General features: G+C 50.8%; 17 protein-coding genes. 6 read left to right on the top strand and 11 right to left on the bottom strand.

Annotated elements, in window-relative coordinates; translation table 11 throughout:
* Positions 1–68 precede the first annotated feature (68 nt).
* The 3 genes from PORUE0001_RS06865 to PORUE0001_RS06855 all read right to left on the bottom strand — a co-directional run bounded on the left by PORUE0001_RS06865 (position 69) and on the right by PORUE0001_RS06855 (position 4,137).
* Complete coding sequence (locus tag PORUE0001_RS06865) at positions 69–434, bottom strand: transposase (protein ID WP_007364921.1); 366 nt, start codon at positions 432–434, stop codon at positions 69–71.
* 453 nt (positions 435–887) lie between these two features.
* A complete protein-coding gene (locus PORUE0001_RS06860) occupies positions 888–2,423 on the bottom strand; it encodes a potassium/proton antiporter (RefSeq protein WP_007365699.1) in 1,536 nt (511 codons plus the stop codon).
* Between the two features lie 232 nt (positions 2,424–2,655).
* Positions 2,656–4,137, bottom strand: a complete 1,482-nt coding sequence (locus PORUE0001_RS06855) for a fimbria major subunit (protein WP_007365708.1) — start codon at positions 4,135–4,137, stop codon at positions 2,656–2,658.
* Between the two features lie 758 nt (positions 4,138–4,895).
* Between PORUE0001_RS06855 and PORUE0001_RS06850 the strand changes: the two genes are divergently transcribed.
* Positions 4,896–5,411 (top strand): helix-turn-helix domain-containing protein, encoded by a 516-nt coding sequence (locus PORUE0001_RS06850; protein WP_039865760.1) that lies wholly within the window; start codon positions 4,896–4,898, stop codon positions 5,409–5,411.
* Positions 5,412–5,536: 125 nt separating this feature from the next.
* Here the strand turns inward: PORUE0001_RS06850 and PORUE0001_RS06845 are convergent, their stop codons facing one another.
* Genes PORUE0001_RS06845 through mazG form a run of 3 tightly spaced genes read right to left on the bottom strand, consistent with a single transcriptional unit; the run spans position 5,537 to position 8,458 of the window.
* A complete protein-coding gene (locus PORUE0001_RS06845) occupies positions 5,537–6,730 on the bottom strand; it encodes a hypothetical protein (protein WP_232501432.1) in 1,194 nt (397 codons plus the stop codon).
* Positions 6,727–7,656, bottom strand: coding sequence for a methyltransferase domain-containing protein (locus PORUE0001_RS06840; protein WP_007365715.1), 930 nt, complete (start codon positions 7,654–7,656; stop codon positions 6,727–6,729). The genes PORUE0001_RS06845 and PORUE0001_RS06840 overlap by 4 nt, the downstream gene beginning before the upstream one ends.
* 10 nt (positions 7,657–7,666) lie before the next feature.
* Positions 7,667–8,458, bottom strand: coding sequence for a nucleoside triphosphate pyrophosphohydrolase (mazG, locus tag PORUE0001_RS06835; protein ID WP_007365701.1), 792 nt, complete (start codon positions 8,456–8,458; stop codon positions 7,667–7,669).
* 501 nt (positions 8,459–8,959) lie between these two features.
* Between mazG and PORUE0001_RS06830 the strand changes: the two genes are divergently transcribed.
* Entirely contained in the window at positions 8,960–9,160 is a 201-nt protein-coding gene (locus PORUE0001_RS06830; RefSeq protein ID WP_007365711.1) for a hypothetical protein, read from the top strand.
* Positions 9,157–10,167 carry a RhuM family protein gene (gene rhuM / locus PORUE0001_RS06825; protein WP_039865759.1) on the top strand — a complete coding sequence of 337 codons (1,011 nt, stop codon included), beginning with the start codon at positions 9,157–9,159 and terminating at the stop codon, positions 10,165–10,167. Before PORUE0001_RS06830 ends, rhuM begins: the two co-directional genes overlap by 4 nt.
* 112 nt (positions 10,168–10,279) lie before the next feature.
* Here the strand turns inward: rhuM and recO are convergent, their stop codons facing one another.
* The 4 genes from recO to rsmI form a co-directional block, all read right to left on the bottom strand.
* On the bottom strand, positions 10,280–11,011 hold the full coding sequence (recO, locus tag PORUE0001_RS06820; RefSeq protein WP_007365702.1) for a DNA repair protein RecO: 732 nt from the start codon (positions 11,009–11,011) through the stop codon (positions 10,280–10,282).
* On the bottom strand, positions 11,008–11,736 hold the full coding sequence (locus tag PORUE0001_RS06815) for a YjjG family noncanonical pyrimidine nucleotidase (protein ID WP_039865758.1): 729 nt from the start codon (positions 11,734–11,736) through the stop codon (positions 11,008–11,010). Before PORUE0001_RS06815 ends, recO begins: the two co-directional genes overlap by 4 nt.
* Positions 11,737–11,835: 99 nt before the next feature.
* Positions 11,836–12,687, bottom strand: coding sequence for a hypothetical protein (locus PORUE0001_RS06810; protein ID WP_039865757.1), 852 nt, complete (start codon positions 12,685–12,687; stop codon positions 11,836–11,838).
* Positions 12,684–13,415, bottom strand: coding sequence for a 16S rRNA (cytidine(1402)-2'-O)-methyltransferase (gene rsmI / locus PORUE0001_RS06805; protein ID WP_007365704.1), 732 nt, complete (start codon positions 13,413–13,415; stop codon positions 12,684–12,686). Before rsmI ends, PORUE0001_RS06810 begins: the two co-directional genes overlap by 4 nt.
* A 265-nt stretch (positions 13,416–13,680) precedes the next feature.
* On the opposite strand from rsmI, the gene sppA reads away from it, so the two are divergent.
* From sppA to thiL, 3 genes are read left to right on the top strand one after another with little or no spacing between them, the layout of a single operon-like run.
* Entirely contained in the window at positions 13,681–15,465 is a 1,785-nt protein-coding gene (gene sppA / locus PORUE0001_RS06800; protein WP_007365703.1) for a signal peptide peptidase SppA, read from the top strand.
* A gap of 45 nt (positions 15,466–15,510) precedes the next feature.
* Positions 15,511–16,644 carry a tetraacyldisaccharide 4'-kinase gene (gene lpxK, locus PORUE0001_RS06795; protein ID WP_007365700.1) on the top strand — a complete coding sequence of 378 codons (1,134 nt, stop codon included), beginning with the start codon at positions 15,511–15,513 and terminating at the stop codon, positions 16,642–16,644.
* A gap of 3 nt (positions 16,645–16,647) precedes the next feature.
* Complete coding sequence (gene thiL, locus PORUE0001_RS06790) at positions 16,648–17,682, top strand: thiamine-phosphate kinase (RefSeq protein WP_007365712.1); 1,035 nt, start codon at positions 16,648–16,650, stop codon at positions 17,680–17,682.
* A 619-nt stretch (positions 17,683–18,301) separates the two neighbouring features.
* Here thiL and PORUE0001_RS06785 read toward each other — a convergent pair.
* The gene (locus tag PORUE0001_RS06785) at positions 18,302–19,036 is read right to left on the bottom strand and encodes a tRNA1(Val) (adenine(37)-N6)-methyltransferase (RefSeq protein WP_039865756.1); all 735 of its coding nucleotides are present in this window, start codon (positions 19,034–19,036) and stop codon (positions 18,302–18,304) included.

The following is a 19,036-nucleotide window of genomic DNA, read 5'->3' as shown; positions in this document are numbered from 1 at the left end:
CTGCTGACAAAGGTAGGTTATGGAGAGCTTTTGATCTCTCACTTTGGCCTGTTCAAGCTGTCTCACGGCTACAAATCGGTCTTTTTTTTTAGATCAATGTGGTAGCGATTCAAGACCACTTCGAGTAGTGTTTTGTTGACCAAGGCCTTGCTCTCAGCCTGGAAGAGGGCTGCTTTGAGGCGAGCGTTTTCACGCTTGAGTTCTGCGTACTCTGGATCTACGTCTTTGTTCTTGTTTGTCTTGCTCATAGTGCTTTGGTTGGGTAACTCTACACCAAAGGTACGCAACCAATTTCGAATGGTGCGTGTGGTGATGCCGTAGCGCTGGCTGGTGGTGGCGATGCTCTCGCCTGTGGCTAGGAGGTCATCGATGACTCTCCACTTGAAATCTAGGGGATATCCCTTTCGTCCTCGGTTACTTTTTTCTTGTTTCATTGTTGTTGGGGTTGGCTTCCCGACTGTGTACTATTTCAGGAGAGGACAAAACTGTAGATTGGTCGAAGTCGAGTAGTCGGACAGCAATACTATATAATGAATTCATCCAAGTCTCGCTTGTCGCTAATGTGTAGCTCCTAACGGAGCAATTATAATGCATCAGCCCTGCCCTCCGACCAATCTCCCGACCTTTTCCCGATCACAGCCATTTCTTCGGAGGAATTTGCAAATAGCTCACTGAAAAACAACTATTCTCCACGGAACCGGGAAATAAAAGTTCGGAAGAATGAAATGAAACTTCGGAAGAATCAAATCAAAGTTCCGAAGAATTTCTTCGTTCCTCGCTGGATAATTTAGAATCTCCACCGAGGAATCTTTCAATTTCCTTGATAGTGCCATAGATGAAGTCATCCTGTATCATGCTTTAGCACCAGTCTCAAGTGCCTAGAGCCTTTACTTAGCCTTGCGGCTAGTAACCTGTCCGAGCGTCTTCCGCAAGCGAGAGAAGAGATCTGTCGTAGGAAGCTCTGCTTTGATCGTCTCAGCTTCACGACGCTCAGAGACGATGAGCAGGATATCATCTGGATGCAGGTGTAGTCCTCCCTTTGGCACTATATAGCGATCGTGGCGACGTACGAGTATGACCAACTCTTCGGGGTTGAGCGCAAGATCCTTGAGTAGATGTCCCTCGGTCAGCATCTCCTCTACGACCACACGCTCCTCCATATTTGTATTAGTCTCTTCAGGAATCTCAACCCCCATGAAGTAACCTTCGGGAGGTGCGGGCTCCGCTAGGTGTAGCGCACGAGCGACAGGTGTGATCGTCATACCCTGACAGATGAGCGATACTAGCGTAATGACGAAGACTATAGTAAATATGTGATTAGACTGTGGCACCTCGGCCAGTACGGGATAGGTGGCAAAGAGTATCGGTGCGGCTCCACGTAGACCGACCCAAGAGGTGAAGAGACGAGCTTTGAAGGATAGGTTGCGGAATGGCAGTAGCGTCACGAAACAAGCTAGCGGACGGGCTACAAACATCATCAGCACGGCAATGAGTAGCGTTGGGATCAACACAGGGAGCATGTCGCTCGGATTGACCAAGAGTCCTAGCATGATAAAGAGTATAATCTGTACGAGCCAGGTGATACCATCGAAGAAGCCGTAGACCGACTTTCGGGCTGTGATTTTGCTATTTCCAAGGTAGATACCAGCTATATAGACTGCGAGGTAACCATTGCCCCCAATGTACCACGTACTCACGTAGGTGATCATGACCAAGCAGAGCAGAGCGATGGGATAGAGGACTTCGTTCTGAATGTTCAGATTATTGAGCATCTTGACGCATAGCCATCCAAAGAAGAAGCCTCCTATGATTCCAAAGAAAAACTGTAGTACGAGGCTCCCAGCCACTCCCCATAGAGAGGTTTCGCCTCCCATGACGAAGCCGATCAGAGCGACAGTAATCATGTAAGCCATCGGGTCGTTACTACCACTCTCTAACTCTAGGAGAGGCTTTAGATTTTCTTTAAGATGCACACGCTGCGAACGTAGAATAGCAAAGACTGAGGCGGAGTCGGTACTGGACATCGTCGCAGCCAGCAAGATGGCGATAGGTAGTGAGAAGGTGAGCGAAGCAAAGAGGTAGTGGGTCACACCAAAGATAAGTAGACCCGTAAAGAGTGTCGTAAGCAAGACTCCGATAGTACTCAAAGCAATACCTTCGCCTAGCACAGGGCGTATCTGCGAGAGCTTGGTCCCCATACCACCCGAAAAGAGGATGATCGATAGAGCCACGATCCCTATGGACTGCACCCCTCTCATATTGCTAAAATGTATACCGATGCCATCCACGCCAAAGAGCATACCTGTCAGCAGGAAGAGTAGCAGGGCAGGTACTCCAAAGCGCGCTCCCACCTTACCAAGAAGGATAGCGACAAAGATTAGAACAGATCCAATAATGAGAAAGGTCTCAGTAGATAAAATCATAAGGTGATTACTAATGAATAAGGTGATCTAACGAAAGCTCCCAAAGAGCTACGACAACTATCTCAGATCTCATAGAGAAGGGAAATAATACGTTCGCAAATATACGAAAGATATCTATTCTGCCACTCTACGGTCTCCATACTGGGAGGCATGACACCTATCTGTATAAGAAACGACCACGAGGGAGCCGAGTGTTCCTTCGTGGTCGTTGTATTAATCTTATTTAGACCTGCTACAGATTGGCGGTACTATTGTGCTCTTCGAGTGGCGTGAGAGTCAGTGTAGAGGAGATTGCTTGCTTAGGCGCATACTCCTCAGGGTGTAGCTTTATATTCATCATGACAGGAGATCCAAAGTCAGATATACTCTTGATCTCAATACGATAGTCGTTGTTTCGAATAATGCCATAGCGTCCATACCCCTCTTGATCTGGAGCGTGTTGGATGGGCAGGTAATAATAATTGTAGCTCCGCAGGTAGTAGCGCAAGCCCTTGAAGTCTATTGGATAGAGCTCACCTTGATACCCAGTAGCTTTTAGGAGCATTTTATCACCACACGTCTTTACATACTCTTCGCAGACCACTTGTAAGTCTTGGGGATAGCCCGTTGGTATAGTTACAACAGGCTTCGTTTCGCTCGTTGACTTGTTGCGCTTGAGGATTGCTTTCATATAAGTGGTAAAGTCATGTCCACGATAGTAGTGTCCATTGAAGCTAACCCATCCTTCGTCTGACTTGAAGTCACTCAGCTCATTTAAGCTCGTAGGATAAACTTTGTAACCCACCAGTAAAGAAGGGAGGAAGGCGTAAGTGAAGTGATGGGGGTCAACTGTCGTCTCAGATACGTAGTACATTTCCTGTGTCAGATCACACTCATCGACCGTCTTGGGAATTAGCTTGAGAGACTCTAGATTGCAATTCGTCTTAGATTCATTAAAGTGTCTGTATGTCCAAAGAAGATCCTTGTAGTCACTCTGATTATCGTTAGCAATCTCTTTATAGCCTGGACAATAAGCATATCGACTAGCAAAGCTGGACCCATCTCCAGGCTGTTCCATTTTATTTTCTGCGACTCCGATGAGTGGCGCTAACTCACGCATCAATAAGGTTTCAACAGCTCGACAGCCTACTGAGAATGTACCTCCATTGGTCAAGTCTAACGACATATACTGAGGCACTTTAGGGTCACCAAACAGTCTGACACGAGCGACAGTCCGTGTCAGTGGCACTTGTACTGGAGATGCTCCTTTGTCAAAGGCGCTCTTCTCAATTTTTATGGGTCCTTGGTCATTACTCCATACCACAGAAGTTACTTTTTTCTCAGACTCACTGTATAGCGATTTAAGTCTATAAGTTGACTCATAAAGATTGCTCCAAGCTCCTCCCTGACCAAACGTGTTTTGCACTGCAGGCGTAGCATTGAGTACTGCGACTAGATAATAGGAAGTAGCAGGCAGTGACATTGATATGGGAGCATTGGTTGTTAACTCCGCTTTACCAAAGGAGCGATGTGCCACCATCGTGCGCTTTGTCGTCTCAGACTCACTGGAGAAAAAGTATAGATCTAGCTTCTCTACAGCAGATAGAGGATCGTCATCGCCAGCTCTCAGATCCACCCCTAGACAGTTCAGCTGTATGCTCAAGTTGCCTTCTGTATTGGTCGGCTCGGGAGCTTTAGGTGATTTACGACACGCTCCTAATAGCAGTACGCTCATGCACAGTATTAGTGAGATAAGTTTAGAAGTTGCAAGGCTCTTTTGCCTTCGTGAGCTAGTATCAGCATTCTGCTGAAGGCTCATGGGTGTTTGTAGCTTCATAGATTTAAGCTTTAAGCGACAGGATTCTTTACTTTATAGTGCGAAGTTAAGCAAAAGGGAAGAACCCTCCAAGCCCCCCAACATCCACCGACTATTGACAAAGCAAAAATAGAAGGCAAAAGACGAGACAATGCAATCACAATTGAATGAAAATAGGATACACAAATGAAATAAATCAGACTGCAATACAATTCAAACACATCACAACCGTATCAAGAGAGACTTCACGTCACTATAGCAGTCATTTCTACTACAAACAAACAATGGAAGATTCACTTGTGATATCTAACGTTTCACGATATTATAACTATTATATAATTACACATTCTTCACTAATTATGAGCTAGTTACAAACGATTCGGCAAGCTACTGCCCACTAATATTTGGCTGTATACTGATAGGTCGTAACTCTCCTCTACGCTACTAAGCTAATAAGTAGCTGTAACTACCTATTGTCCAGTTTATAGATTCCGATATGTGTAGATAAGATGTAGGTGGAAAACCATGTACTATCTGATATATCTACTACAAAGAACGTATCTCTATCACAGAATTGCTTGTCATCTCAATTGTATTCGCTACATTTGTATGGCAATACATTTCTATTGGCCGTATTTTCGTTCGTTACAAATGAATATGTGATAAGGAGAGAGACTATGTTGATCGAATCAGAGGGAATTATAGAGCGTGTACGCTACATGATGGAGTCCATGGAGCTAAACGCTACAGCTTTTGCGACAGAGGCAGGTATCACGCCGTCTGTCATCAGTCATATGCTCAACGGGCGCAATCGTCCCACGATAGAGACGCTGAATAATATCATTACCGCCTATCCATCGTGGAGCTATGAGTGGTTACTCTTTGGCAAGGGAGCACCTAAGCGCGAAGAGGAGAAGAGCGTCACGACCTCTTTAGAGGGCACGCTCTTTGGCAGTTATGAGGGAGCTGGCGCATCATCTCTTCAGCCAACACAGCCTGAGCAGCGAGAGCTCACGTCTGAGCACACTTCACCAAGTCAGGGAGCGCCCTTTCCATTTACCCGAGAGGAGGTTGAGCAGATACGTCAGATGCTTCACCAGCCAGATGCTCCAGAGCGTGAAGTTCACGAGATACGCATCTTTTATAGTGACGGGAGCTACGAGATATTCGTTCCTCAGAGCAATAGGAAGTAAAAGTTGCCTCGTACAGTCACAAGTAAAGGCTACCTACTTGATCAAAAGCAGACAGCCTAAACGGGTGTATCTAGAAAGGAAGCACAACATTCCTTTCATCTAAAAGAAGCGCTGCCCGCCCCCCTTTAGCGAAATACTTTGTCGTAGTGGAAGGTGAGCGTCAGAGAGAGCATATGGCTCAGACGGCTCGGCGTAGCGGTACGACGGTTCCACCAGAGGGCACCCTCCAGGCGCAAGTCACCAAAGCCCGAGAGAGGCACATCTAGTGCGGGATAAATGCCCAGTCGCCATTGGTCGCCTGCTGTACGAGCAGACGAAAGGAGCGGTCCTCCATATGGAGCATAGTAATTGTATCCGTAAGTAGCATCAACCACTAGGCGAAGGAGCTTATGTCGCCAAGCCAAGCGACCATAGAAGCCATATCCAAGAGGTGGCTCAGGCTTGCCGTCACGTAGCGAGGAGTCCAAGAAGTGCAGCGACCCTTCGACCGTCCCCTGCGAGGCATATTTATATTGTGTAGTCACCCCAGTGGCACCCGCTAAGTAGGTGTGTAGCGTGTCTGGAGGCGACATCTGCTGTATCTCTCCTGCCCGATGGTGAGCCGTAGCTTGCAACTCTAGTTGCGTTTTCCAACTGTCGCTGCTGTGGAGCTGATAAGCTGTGGATAGTAGGGCTGAAAAAGCCTCTTGATGAGTCTCGCCAGGGAAGATGAACCCTTGCCAATCCACAAGTGCCTCTAGGTCAAAGCGTGGATAGCTTAGCTGGATCATCGCCCCCTGCGCGGGGTCCCGTGTGAAGCTGTACTCAGGGTCGTATAGTGGAGAGACGAGCGAGAGTGCTCCGCCTTGATCGACGATAGACGAGGCGACACCTCGTAGCGCTAGCGTCTTAGCCCCGAGGAGCGTCCCCATCGAGACGTTGATATGGTCATTCGGTCTGTATTGTAAGGAGAGGATAGGACGCAGATGCACGCCACTCCCCTGCTTCTCAGGCTTTTCCCCCCAGTGTGGCATGTGGTCGTACCAGCCACCTCGTGGATAGCGCTGTGCTCCTAGTAAAGTGAGGCTGTAAACCCCGCCAACGAGACGCACCTTGCCATGCTCCAGCGCCACAGTGGGGCTCAGCTGCCACCCAGGGAGCGTATAGCCGAGCTGATAGTCTGAGTGGTACTCATTATTGCGAAAGAAGGTCACCGCGTCTACCCCCATGCGCAGATGCACCGAGTCCACGCCCAGTTCCGCAACGTTGTTAGCGCTGAGTACGGAGAACGGGGCTAGCACTAGTAGGATCGCCCCCAGTAGCTGTCTCGCCTTCATCATGCTTGACGAACGAAGTGGTAGAGCAATGCGCTCGCTCTCATCGGTGTAAAGAGAGAGCGTACGTGGTAAGAGAAGCCCACGCCAAAAGCTTTGAGCCAAGTGACCCAGTTCGTACGTCCACCCTGCTTGTAGCTTTCGCTCAGTAGCGCAATGTAGTAGACATCTAGTCGCTGCGGACGAATCTTCTGTAGGGAAAAGTGGTGCGCCTCAACCGTCTGCCGCATCGAGTATGGCGTAAAGTGCCACAGATGACGCGGCACATCGTAGGCAGCCCATAGCTCTCGATAATAGCTAGCGTCAAAGCTCTGCGCATTAGGCACAGCGATGCAAAGCGCCCCCCCAGGCTTGAGAAGTTTATCGTAAATCTCCAGCTGATCGGCCAAATCTGGTAAATGCTCCAAACTATGCCACAGACAGATCAAGTCTAGCTGACCAGATAGATCGGTGTGAGCCACCAGCTCTTGTGTCGTAGCGAAGAGTTGTTCGCTGGGAATCTTCTGAGCGCACAGCTCTCGTGCCGCTTTGCTCTGTTCCACGACATAAGCCTTGCACCCTCGCTCCTGCATAGCATTGGCAAAAGCTCCGACACCCGCTCCGACCTCTAGCATCATCTGCGGAGCTGTCGCACAGAGCTTGCGAGCGGTCCGTACACGCCGTCCTATGCGGTAGCGCTTCACCGCACGATAGATGCGCGCCATACCGCCCCGCCCCTCAGTCTGATGGCTCAGATAATCAGAGCTGTCGTAGTAGTGTCCTAGCTCCTCTGCGGGAGGTGGCGTCAAGGTCTGTAGCAGTCCGCACTGGTTGCAGCGCCCTATCGCATAATGCTCATGCGAGACCAGATGATCCTCACACTCCCACAGCTCGGTGTAGCTGCTATTGTGGCAATGCGGGCAAGTTTGCTTAGAGAGACTACATGCGATCATAGCGAAAGGACTATTGGTTGACACCCTTCTTTGCTTCTTGCCATAGCGTCTCCATCTCCTCTAGCGAGAGGTCGGTGATACTTTTGCCATGCTCCTTAGCGGTCCGCTCAATGTACCCAAAGCGCTCGATAAACTTACGATTCGTCCGCTCCAGTGCATTGTCTGGGTTGACCCCATAGAGACGAGCCGCATTGACAATGCTAAAGAGCAAGTCCCCTACCTCAGCTTCTAGATCATCGGCACTCCCCGCAGTCATCTCCTGCTCGACCTCCTGCAGCTCTTCACGCACCTTCGCCCAGACCTCCTCACGCTCCTGCCAGTCGAAGCCGACGGCACGCGCCTTGTCCTGTATGCGGTACGCCTTGATCAGTGCTGGTAGAGCCGACGGCACGCCCGAGAGGACCGACTTATTGCCGTCCTTCTCCTTTTGCTTCACCTGCTCCCATAGCTGCACCACCTGACCCGCATCCTCGACCTGCTCAGTCGCATAGATATGTGGGTGGCGAAAGATCAGCTTGTTGCACAGCTTGTTGCACACATCTACAATGTCAAAGTTCCCCTGCTCATCCCCTATGCGAGCATAGAAGAGGACATGCAGGAGCACATCGCCCAGCTCCTTGCACACCGCATTCGTATCACCCTGCTGTAGCGCATCGCTGAGCTCGTAGACCTCCTCGATCGTGTTAGCCCGTAGCGACTCATTCGTCTGCTTGCGATCCCAGGGACAATGGGTACGCAGATTGTCGAGGACATCCAGTAGACGGGAGAAAGCCTCCAGCCGTTCATCTTTGCTGTGTATCATAGCTTGTCAGTTATTACAGTGCAAAGGTACCACTTTGAGGTCAAAGCACCTCGCACAGGGCTGACGCATTATAATTGCTCCGTTAGGAGCTACACATTAGCGACAAGCGAGACTTGGATGAATTCGTTATATAGTATTGCTGTCCGACTACTCGACTTCGACCAATCTACAGTTTTCTTCATAGGGAACTCTAGTTTCATGCCTAGGAAACTCTAGTTTCATGCCTAGGAAACTCTAGTTTCATACCTAGGAAACTTTTGTTTCACCCAAGTGGTACTGATAGTTAGCTCATTTCTGCAGAACGATCTACCCGATGCCCCCTCAAAAAGCTTTCACTGGACAGCAATAACTATATATAATGCGCCACCCCTGGCACCTCGCAACCAGCCGTGCGACGAATCAATCTTACAACTTTCCAAAAACTTCCCAGCGTTGGAACCGAAGAGTTCCTCCCTTGGAACTAAAAAGTTCTAAAAGGGGAACTACTTTTGGAACTCGTATATGCTAAGTAATCAGCACGATACGAACAGCGCCAACGACTACTCCGCCTTCGCGATGCACGGATTTCTCAAAACTAAGATGAGCGTGGGCGTGGCGGATATGTGGGCTGATTTGCGTAGCTTTGTGCAGGAGGTTTTGAGGCTACAAGCCTTCTTCCAGCAGTGGCACATGAATGCAACTATGACCCAGCAAGAGCTATGAGCAAAAGCAAAGCAGATCAAATGCTCATCTATCAGTCGATAGATGGCAAGATAAAGGTTGATGTACAATTTAATCAAGACACTGTATGGCTGTCTCTAGACCAGATGGCTACCCTCTTCGGACGAAATAAGTCTACCATCTCTCGACATATCAAAAACATCTTTGAGGAGGGCGAGCTGTCTAGTAATTCAGTTGTTGCAAAATTTGCAACAACTGCTTCTGATGGAAAAGAATATCAGATTGACTACTACAATCTTGACGTCATCATATCGGTAGGATACCGAGTGAAGTCACTACAGGGTACGCAGTTCCGTATCTGGGCGACTCAACAGCTGAGAGAGTACCTAACCAAGGGCTTTGCTCTCGATGATGAGCGACTGAAGAGGGGCTCTGCATACAACTACTTCAAAGAGCTACTCGACAGGATTCGTGAGATACGTCTGTCTGAAAGGCTCTTCTATCAGCAAATCAAGGATATCTACGCAACCAGCATAGATTACAATCCCTCAGATGAGATGACTATCGCTTTTTACAAAGAGGTGCAGAACAAGCTACTTTGGGCTGTCAGTGGTAAGACAGCTGCCGAACTAATCTACTATCGATCCAATGCTGCACTACCTATGATGGGGCTCACCTCTACGGAGCTAGAGGGTAAAGTCAGAAAGAGAGACATCACAATAGGTAAGAACTACCTCAATGAGCAAGAGATCAAGCAACTGAAGCTTATCGTAGAGCAATTCCTCGCCTATGCCGAGGCGCAAGCACAGGCTGAAAAACCGATGTATATGCGAGACTGGATACAGAAGCTACGCCTCGTGCTGACGATGAATGACAAAAACATACTAGAACACGCTGGAGCCATATCTCATGAGATGGCCGTACGAAAAGCTTCCAAAGAGCTACAAGCATACAATGCCCACCAGCGAGAGATGGAGCATCTGGAGAGTATCAAGGAGCTTGACTACGACATTAAGTGTATGTCTCGTTTGAGCCATAAAGAGGAATAGGAAATTTGCCCTACTATAACTATTGGGTTGAAAAGCCTTAGCTTGCTTGTAGAGACTCTAGTGGACAGGCATATGAGATAAGTTAAGGGCAACTCGCCCCCTCTTCCACAGCTTAGGGGAGTGGCGTGATGTGCTTGATACGGAAGGAGGGCGAGTGCAGCTCGGTGAAGTGGAGCAGTAGTCTGCGCAGCGTCTCGTACTCTGCGGTTGTAAAGCTATTCGGTGCAAAGTGCTCTAGATCATATCGTAGGAGTCTCGGCAAAGCGCTCTGGAGCTCTGGCGTTAGCGGTACAGCGTAGTCGGTTCGGAGCGGGAGTATCGTCCATTGCTCGAGGTCTAGCCAGTGTGTCCTGTAGCTTTCAGAGTCCAGGCTTCGCATCTCTAGCCCCTCGGGGAGATACCCTTTGGCACGCAGTATGGAGACAAGCAGGGCTAGGTCAAAGCCTTGTAACTCCTCAAGGCTCTCGATGCGGTCTAGCTGGTCTAGGGCTTGCACTATTATATTATATAGACGTAGATCCTCTGGCTCCTGAGCGAGTAACTCTCGGAGGAGCTGAGCGAGATAGAGGAAGTAACCGCTGGCGGCTGGGCGCTGGGCTAAGGGAAGTGCGCCACGGACGAGCTGTACCTGACGGATGAGCTTGACGGGCTGACTGGCGGGTGAAGGGGTCGTAAGCTGCAGACCTCGTAGCGGTTGGAAGAGATTGCTTGTTGCTCTGCTCCTGCCACCGATAGGCACGGAGAAGGCTGCAGCCCCCCACAGGTCTGTGTAGAGCGTAGCTATGAGTGAGCGGTCTGAGTATGGGATGACACGTAGCACGACCCCCTCTACCGTGGTAATCATAGGCGTGGCGCGGTACTCGGTGTGAGCAGGGGCAGTAGCTCCCGCAGGTCTCTGATCTCAATGACTGAGTGGTGCTGCTGGTCATAAGTGGGCATCGGGACTTGCCATAGGTTGTACCAGACGGAGTCAATGCCACTATTGAGCGCACAGAGGATGTCGCTCGGCCAACTGTCACCGATGACGAGCGCTTCCTGACGACTACACCCTACGGCCTTCAAGGCGTAGTCTAGAAACTCAGTCGCAGGCTTAGGCACACCGACATGGTCGACCAAGACCACTTTATCGATGTAGGGCGCCAAACCAGAGCCGTTGATCTTGCCGTACTGCGTCTCTTCAAATCCATTGCTCACGATGACAATCGTGTAGCTACGGTGTAGCTCTGCGAGCACCTCTAGGGCATGCGGTATAAGTGCCGTCTGCTGCTGCACGTAGTTGATGAAACGCTGGTTGAGCTCCATGACCTGCTGGTCGCTCCACGAGACGAGCCCCCGTAGTGGATAGCGCAGACGGTCTAGGAGGAGCTGCTCCTTGCTAATATACCCCTTGCGATAGTCGTCCCAAAGCTGCTCCTGATGGGGAAAGTAGACGGCGAAGTAGTCTTCGAAGGTATCGTAGTAAGCTCCCCACCCCTCCTCATTGTAGAGTCTGTGTAGGCTCGCCTTATTATTGTCAAAGGTGGCCCAGAGCGTGTCATCGAGGTCGAAGAGTAGTGCTTTGTACTTCATTGTTTTTGCTGGCAAGGTAGAGGTCAGTCTTATAAACTTCAAAGGGGAGGTGTCTCAGGCACCTCCCCTTTTGCTAGATGTAGTGTGTCGAGAGACCGATTAGTAGATCTGTACGACTAGTATCTTGGAGAGACTCCAGAACTCCTGAGGATTGGTAATCTCTAGTGTGAGCATCTTGTCCTCGCCCTTGACAAGTCTGTAGCTAGACTTCGGGTGCTTGGTCTTGAGCTCAGCCTTCTTAGCATAGACAGGTATCGAGGTAACTCGACGCAGGTCTATCTGCGTGAAGTAGTCTGACTGATAACCCTCGGTGACTACCTCACCATTGCGGATTATGTTCATATCCTTGAGGTCACGAGAGGTACCGATACAGTAGCGGACCGTGTTGAGCGCAGCATCCTGACGCTCTAGCTCAGCTTGCTGGGCAGCGGAGGTCTTGCTTAGATTCTCCACGTTGTTACTCAGACCTGTGACCATAGAGTCGAGGACACCGATAGCGTAGTTCTTGCGCTTGAGCTCCTCGGTGAGGTCTAGGATCTCAGCGTTCTTAGCGTTGAGCTGCTCTTGGAGCGTGCCGATGGTGCGCTGTAGAGAGGTGTTTTTGTTGCCAGACTGAGCGAGCTTCTTGTTTAGGAGCGCTATCGTCTGACGGTTAGACTCCATCTTCTCATTGATTAAGCGCAGATTGTCTTCGATCTTAGCGCGCTGGGACTGAGGTAGCTCGTCATTGCCATTGAGAGATATCATACCCTCTAGTTGCTGTATCTGAGCGAAGTTTTGGATCACCATATTGATCAGTGAATCCTGCTCAGCTACCTGCGTCCGTAGGGACTGAAGCTCGGTGAGCTCGTCTTGGTGCTCTTGGTCTTCTTGATTGTTCTTGTTACATGCGGTGAGCATCAGTAGCGAGAGCACCAATGCTGAGAAAGTGAGAGATAGTGACTGTTTCATAATTGTTTAGTTGTATCTTCTGTTGTGTGTCTATTGATTTTCTTGGAAGGCTTGGTAGGCGTGGCACCAGCGATGACTATGACAAACTCCCCGCGGGGTGCTGTCTCGGCAAAGTGGTCGCTCAGCTCCTGGAGAGTGCCACGTCGCACCTCTTCGTGTAGCTTCGACAACTCACGGCAAGTAGCAGCCTGTCGCTCAGCGCCGAAGTATGTAATCAGGTCAGCAAGCGTACGACAGACTCGGTATGGCGACTCATATATAATAATGGTGCGGGTCTCCGTGGCTAGCGCCGTGAGGAGTGTCTGTCGCCCTTTTTTGACTGGGAGAAAGCCCTCGTAGCAAAAGCGTGACGTGTCTAGTCCACTAGCGACTAAGGCTGGGACGAAGGCGGTAGCTCCTGGTAGGCAGGTGACGGTCACGCCAGCATCGATGCAAGCTCGTATGAGCATGGCTCCTGGATCGTTGATGCCAGGCGTACCCGCATCGCTAATGAGGACCACGGAGGTCCCCTCGGCAATGCGCTGCGCTAGGCGCTCGGAGGTCTTGTACTCGTTGAACTTATGGTGGCTCTCCATAGGCTTCGCTATCTCGTAGTGCCGTAGCAATACGGAGGAGGTGCGAGTGTCCTCAGCTAGGATCAGATCAGCCTCACGTAGCGCCTCTAGTCCACGTAGGGTGATATCTCCAAGATTGCCTATAGGGGTCGGGACGACCGTCAGTTGAGCCATTGTAGTTAAGACTGTACTCTTGACTGGCAAGAGATATTTACGGTGCAAACTTACGAAAATCTAATGGAATCAAGCATTACTGCCTAGATTACTCCAGTCCACAGGCACCTTTTGGGGATGGGTGAGGCGGGAAGAAAAGTCATCGCAAAACGGCAATTCGCCAAAGTTTCTCCTCGAAGGCAACGATATTTGTAGCTTATTCAATATCTATTTGTTACCTTTGCGGTGCTATACTTGCTAAATAGACATATTATATAGACCCCGTATGAATTCATTTTGGAAGACCTTCTTTGCGACACTGCTGGCGATTGTTGTTAGTGGTGTCATCTTCGTCTCTTTATCTATCATTGCTCTTATTGGTATTTTCGCAGGACTGAGCGTTGGTGCCAACAACGAGACCCAGAAGATCAAGGATGGGAGCATCCTCAAGATCAACCTTACTAATATATCCGATACGTACGTCTCCAATCCTTGGGCCGAGCTGGGCTTTGACAAGGGCGACAGGTGTCAAGACCTGCCTCTCTCGTATGTAATCGAGGCTATTGACGAGGCTAAGAATGATGACCGCATCAAGGGCATCTATCTCAACATGATGGATCCTGGATGTGGCTTTGCTTCGGCCGAAGCGCTCAGAGGAGCACTGGAGGACTTCAAGCAGACGGGCAAGTTTATCGTCTCCTACTCAGACTTCTACTCGCTCAAGGGATACTACCTCGCCTCCGTGGCTGACCAGCTCTATGTCAATAAGGAGGGCTCTATCGCTTTCGATGGCTTGGCTGGCGGGGCGGTCTTCTTCAAGGACTTGCTAGACAAGATCGGCGTGGAGATGATGGTCTTTAAGGTGGGTACCTTCAAGAGTGCTGTGGAGCCTTACATGCTCAACAGTATGAGCGAGGCAAATCGCACCCAGATCTCCTCTTACCTTGGCGACATATGGGGTCGCATCCTAGGCGAAGTGGGCACCAGCCGTGGACTAGACAGTGTGCGTCTGCAGGCTCTAGCGGATAGTATGCAGTCTGTCCAGACGACCGACTCTTACCTAGCCAACAAACTCATCGATGGTGCGCTCTATCAGGATCAAGCTCTAGAGCAGCTCTGCTCGCTCGTGGACGTAGATGGGCCAGACGACCTTTACTTCGTCTCGCTACGTGATGTGTATGCCACACGTAGCTCTGCTCGTAGCGGAGAGGCTAATATAGGCGTCCTCTTTGCTGAGGGCGAGATCAATGTTGAGGAGACTGACTCGCCTTTTAATACCAAGAAAGTAGTCACTGACCAACTCGCCGATCGTATCCTAGAGATGGGCGAAGACGACGACTACGATGCACTCGTAGTACGTGTCAATTCGCCAGGCGGTAGTAGCTACATCTCTGAGCAGCTCTGGTATGCCGTCCATAAGGCTAGCCAAAACAAACCTGTCGTCATCTCTATGGGAGACTACGCCGCTTCTGGCGGATACTATATGTCTTCGGGCGCTAGCTACATATTTGCCGAGCCCTCGACCATTACGGGTTCTATCGGCATCTTTGGCGTCGTACCTAATGCGACCAAGCTGGCTAACAAGATCGGAGTACATCAGGATGTGGTCAAGACAGCTCGCTATGCTGACCTAGGCGCCCTCGATCGTCCATGGACGGAGGAGGAGCGAGGACTCTTCCAGCAGTATGTCAATCGTGGCTACGAACTCTTCCTCAAGCGTGTCTCCGAGGGTCGTGGTATGACAAGAGACCAGGTAGACTCAATAGCTCAGGGACGTGTATGGACTGGCGCTCAGGCACTGGGACTAGGACTCGTCGATGAACTGGGCGGTCTACAGGATGCTATCGCTTATGCCGCTACACAGGCTGGTTACGACAGCTATCATGTGACTTACGCAAGACGTGAGGTCAATGTACTCCAAGAGCTATTCAATAGATCGACACAGACCGTACGCATGAAGCTGATGAACTCATGGTTTACCGAGGAGGAGATCCGCTACATCGACCAGCTTCGTGAGCTACGAGCCATGTCAGGGCTTCAGGCTCGTCTGCCTATGGTAGTAGATATCTAATCTCTCCGAGCAATACAGACTTTCCCCTCTTGACTCTCTCACAGTATGGATCAGACACCCAAGATCAATAGATGGCTATTACCACTCTCCGCTCTTTACGGAGTGGGCGTGTCGCTACGCAATAGCCTTTACAATATGGGGCGTCTGAAGAGTCATTCGTTTCCCATCCCCATCATCTGTGTCGGAAACCTTGCCGTAGGTGGTACGGGCAAAACTCCCATGATAGAGCACCTCGTCCGTATGCTCATGGGGGATCTGCGGATCGCTATCGTGTCACGAGGCTATAGGCGTAAGTCCATGGGGCTAAAGGTAGCCGAGCTAGGCGATAGCGCCAGTCGCATAGGCGACGAGCCAGCTCAGATCCTGCGCAAGTTTGGTGACAAGATACAGATCATCGTGGATGGCAATAGGGTGCGTGCCATTAACTATCTAGTCAATCAGCCCTACTCGCAGCGACCCGATGTGATCCTGATGGACGATGGCTTCCAGCATCGCTCCGTGCAGCCCTCGTTCTCCATCCTTTTGTCCAGTTACAATAGACTCATGACTGAGGATGCGCTACTCCCTGCGGGTCGCCTTCGTGAATCAGCTCGTGGGCGCTATCGTGCCGATGTAGTAGTCGTGACCAAGTGTCCTACCCTACTCAAGCCGATAGACTGCACCTTTACGGAGCGCCGGTTAGATCTCTATCCGCATCAGCGGCTACTCTTTAGCGAGGTCAAGTATGAAGACCCCGTGCCCATCTTCCGCAGAAATGCCGGAGCCACAAAGATTGACACCAATGCCGTCGTCATTGCCCTGTCGGGTATCTCACACCCAGAGGAGTTCTTCGCCTATGTAGAGCGAGGATTCTCCCGTGTGGTGACCCTACCCTATGCAGATCATCACCACTACTCCAGACGCAATGTGACTACTTGGGAAAACATCCTGACAGACTATCTGGCGCGCGGTGTGGAGGTGGTCTTCCTCTGTACCGACAAGGATGCGGTCAAGATCTACGAGCTGGAGTCCTACATGAGCAGTGAGCTACGTGAGCGCTTCCTCCGCCTGCCTATACAGGTGCGCTTCAAGTCTCACGGCGAGGAGGATCTGCGCAAGCTTGTCTTGGAGCATATCGCGCAGTTTACACGTACACAGGCTCAAGAAGAGGAGCACAAGGAGGAAGAGGAAAAGGAATAATCTATGAATACACCTATCTCTGACTTAGGAGAGTTCGGACTGATCCGAAAGCTCACTGAGCAGTTTGCCATCATATCGCCCGACCGTGTCCGCATGGCCGTCGGTGACGATGCCGCCATTTTGCAGATGAAGCCCGACGAAGAGCTATTGGTCACGACCGATATGCTCCTCGAGGGCGTACACTTTGACATGACCTACATGCCGCTCAAGCATCTAGGCTACAAGGCGGTCGTGGTCAACGTCTCCGATATCTGCGCCATGAATGGCATCCCCCAGCAAATCACCGTCTCTCTAGGTATCTCGGCTAGGTATACGGCCGAGATGATCGAAGAGCTATATAAAGGTATCGAGCTAGCCTGCCAGCACTACCAGGTAGACCTCGTCGGCGGGGATACATGTGCCTCGCAAAACGGACTCGCCATCAGCATCACATGCCTCGGCTCCGTCACTAAGGGCGAGGCTGTTCTGCGCTCGGGTGCTCAACCCAACGATCTCATCTGCGTCACGGGCAATCTAGGTGCAGCCTACATGGGCTTCCAGCTCTTAGAGCGTGAGCACCGCACCTTCCTAAGCGCTCCGACGGAGGAGTTTGAGCCACACTTTGAGGGATACGAATACCTGATCGAGCGTCAGCTCATGCCCTCAGCGCAGCGCTGGTTGCGTGGCAAATTGGCCGAGCAGGGAGTCACCCCGACAGCGATGATAGACATCAGCGATGGACTAAGCTCCGAGCTACTACACATAGCGGAGCGGTCGCAGGTAGGCGTGCGGATCTTTGAGGATCGACTACCTCTAGATCGCGAGACGCTAGCGCTATGCGAAGAGATGAATATGTCACCCATCACGGCAGCCTTCAATGGTGGCGAGGATTACGAGCTGCTCTTCACCGTGCCACTAGCCCAGGTTGGTCAAGTATCTGACATCGAGGGTGTCTCCATCATAGGACATGTCACGGACGCCTCTGAGGGCTGTCGCTGGGTCTCGACCGATCGAGCCGAGCATGAGCTCAAAGCTCAGGGGTGGAACGCCTTCAGCTAGTCCCCTCCCCTCAAAAGTTTGCGGTAAGCGCCCCATCTCAGAAGGCTCAATCGTCATAATCGGTTGAGCCTTCTCTCTGCTTATGGTCCAAGGGCTCTTTTGTCTGCTCCTTCTATCGTCCTAAATAGCTACTTAGCGCCCCTTTCTCTAGGGCTTCAGCCTGACGGTTGTTGCGAGCGATGGATTTTCCTCCCCATGAAAATAGATTTTCTCCCGTATGAAAATGGATTTTCTCCCGTATGAAAATGGATTTTCTCCCGAATGAAAATGGATTTTCCTCCTAGGTGAAAATGGATTTTCATCCGATGGGAATTACATTTCCTCGTATTTGCGGTGGTGAGCTCTCCTGGACCTAGTTCGGCAACTTCCCGAAGAAACGGGCTTTCTACCGAGGAAATTGAGATTCTCCAGAGAGCAAATGGCAAATTCCTCCGAACTTTGAAATCTTTCTTCCGAAGTTTCATTTCATTCTTCCGAACTTTTATTTCAAACTTCGGAGGAAATGAGCGTTTTCCACGGAGCTATCTGTCAATTGCTCCGTGGAGATTACCTATTTGGGATAAAATGGAAAGTTATCGAAACCGTCAAAGACGACTTTTCACAGACAAGGCGGGAAACCTCAGTCGAGGTACTCGTCTAGTAGATATGGGCGCAGGAGGTCGCGCGCCTCGTCGGTGTAACGTTGCTGCGCGGTGCGTATCGCTAGACGCTCCGAGAGACAAGGCGCAGACGGTGTATCCGAGCGGTGCCACTGTGTCAGAAGTCGTATAGCGGGTTGCCCTACGTGGTGGTATAGCCCGCAAAGCCGTTTGAGATTGTAGCGGTGCAGCACCGCCTCCCGTCGCAGGAGGGGCAATGCCTCGACGGGTGTGACGAGACAGAGCGTTGGCTCAGGGGCAACGAGTGGCTCTAGATAACGAAAGAGTAGATGTGGCGCAAAGCCCTCCTCCGTGTGGCGTGCCTGACGAAGCGATGCCGTAGCGGGCTGGAGACCGTCGTAGTAAGGAGGATTGGAGACGATAAGGTCGTAGTGACGGAGGGGTAAAGCTAGCTCTGGTGCGGTAATGTCACACGACAGTGCCGTGAGCCGATTGCTATAGGGAGAGCGGGAGAAGTTGTCCTGGGCGGTACGAACCGCTTCGTCATCGATATCGATGGCGGTGACCATGGCACTGGGATAGGTCTGCGCGAGCATCAGCGAGAGGATGCCTGTCCCTGTTCCCACATCTAGGACTTGACCAGCTGTGTGAGCCGTCCTAGCCCACGCTCCGAGGAAGAGTGCATCGGTAGAGATACGCATAGCACAAGCCCCCTGCATGAGAGCGTAGTGTCGCATGCAGAAGGGCTTGTCCAT

This window comes from Porphyromonas uenonis 60-3 (genome assembly GCF_000174775.1).
Taxonomy (GTDB): domain Bacteria; phylum Bacteroidota; class Bacteroidia; order Bacteroidales; family Porphyromonadaceae; genus Porphyromonas; species Porphyromonas uenonis_A.
Note: the sequence above shows the minus strand (reverse complement) of the source record. Positions and strands in the feature narration are given on the sequence as shown.

Coding starts and splice junctions, on each gene's coding strand:
- PORUE0001_RS06865 (WP_007364921.1), bottom strand. CDS start 434: ATGAAACAAGAAAAAAGTAACCGAGGACGAAAGGGATATCCCCTAGAT.
- PORUE0001_RS06860 (WP_007365699.1), bottom strand. CDS start 2,423: ATGATTTTATCTACTGAGACCTTTCTCATTATTGGATCTGTTCTAATC.
- PORUE0001_RS06855 (WP_007365708.1), bottom strand. CDS start 4,137: ATGAGCGTACTGCTATTAGGAGCGTGTCGTAAATCACCTAAAGCTCCC.
- PORUE0001_RS06850 (WP_039865760.1), top strand. CDS start 4,896: ATGTTGATCGAATCAGAGGGAATTATAGAGCGTGTACGCTACATGATG.
- PORUE0001_RS06845 (WP_232501432.1), bottom strand. CDS start 6,730: ATGATGAAGGCGAGACAGCTACTGGGGGCGATCCTACTAGTGCTAGCC.
- PORUE0001_RS06840 (WP_007365715.1), bottom strand. CDS start 7,656: ATGATCGCATGTAGTCTCTCTAAGCAAACTTGCCCGCATTGCCACAAT.
- mazG (WP_007365701.1), bottom strand. CDS start 8,458: ATGATACACAGCAAAGATGAACGGCTGGAGGCTTTCTCCCGTCTACTG.
- PORUE0001_RS06830 (WP_007365711.1), top strand. CDS start 8,960: ATGCTAAGTAATCAGCACGATACGAACAGCGCCAACGACTACTCCGCC.
- rhuM (WP_039865759.1), top strand. CDS start 9,157: ATGAGCAAAAGCAAAGCAGATCAAATGCTCATCTATCAGTCGATAGAT.
- recO (WP_007365702.1), bottom strand. CDS start 11,011: ATGATTACCACGGTAGAGGGGGTCGTGCTACGTGTCATCCCATACTCA.
- PORUE0001_RS06815 (WP_039865758.1), bottom strand. CDS start 11,736: ATGAAGTACAAAGCACTACTCTTCGACCTCGATGACACGCTCTGGGCC.
- PORUE0001_RS06810 (WP_039865757.1), bottom strand. CDS start 12,687: ATGAAACAGTCACTATCTCTCACTTTCTCAGCATTGGTGCTCTCGCTA.
- rsmI (WP_007365704.1), bottom strand. CDS start 13,415: ATGGCTCAACTGACGGTCGTCCCGACCCCTATAGGCAATCTTGGAGAT.
- sppA (WP_007365703.1), top strand. CDS start 13,681: ATGAATTCATTTTGGAAGACCTTCTTTGCGACACTGCTGGCGATTGTT.
- lpxK (WP_007365700.1), top strand. CDS start 15,511: ATGGATCAGACACCCAAGATCAATAGATGGCTATTACCACTCTCCGCT.
- thiL (WP_007365712.1), top strand. CDS start 16,648: ATGAATACACCTATCTCTGACTTAGGAGAGTTCGGACTGATCCGAAAG.
- PORUE0001_RS06785 (WP_039865756.1), bottom strand. CDS start 19,036: ATGGACAAGCCCTTCTGCATGCGACACTACGCTCTCATGCAGGGGGCT.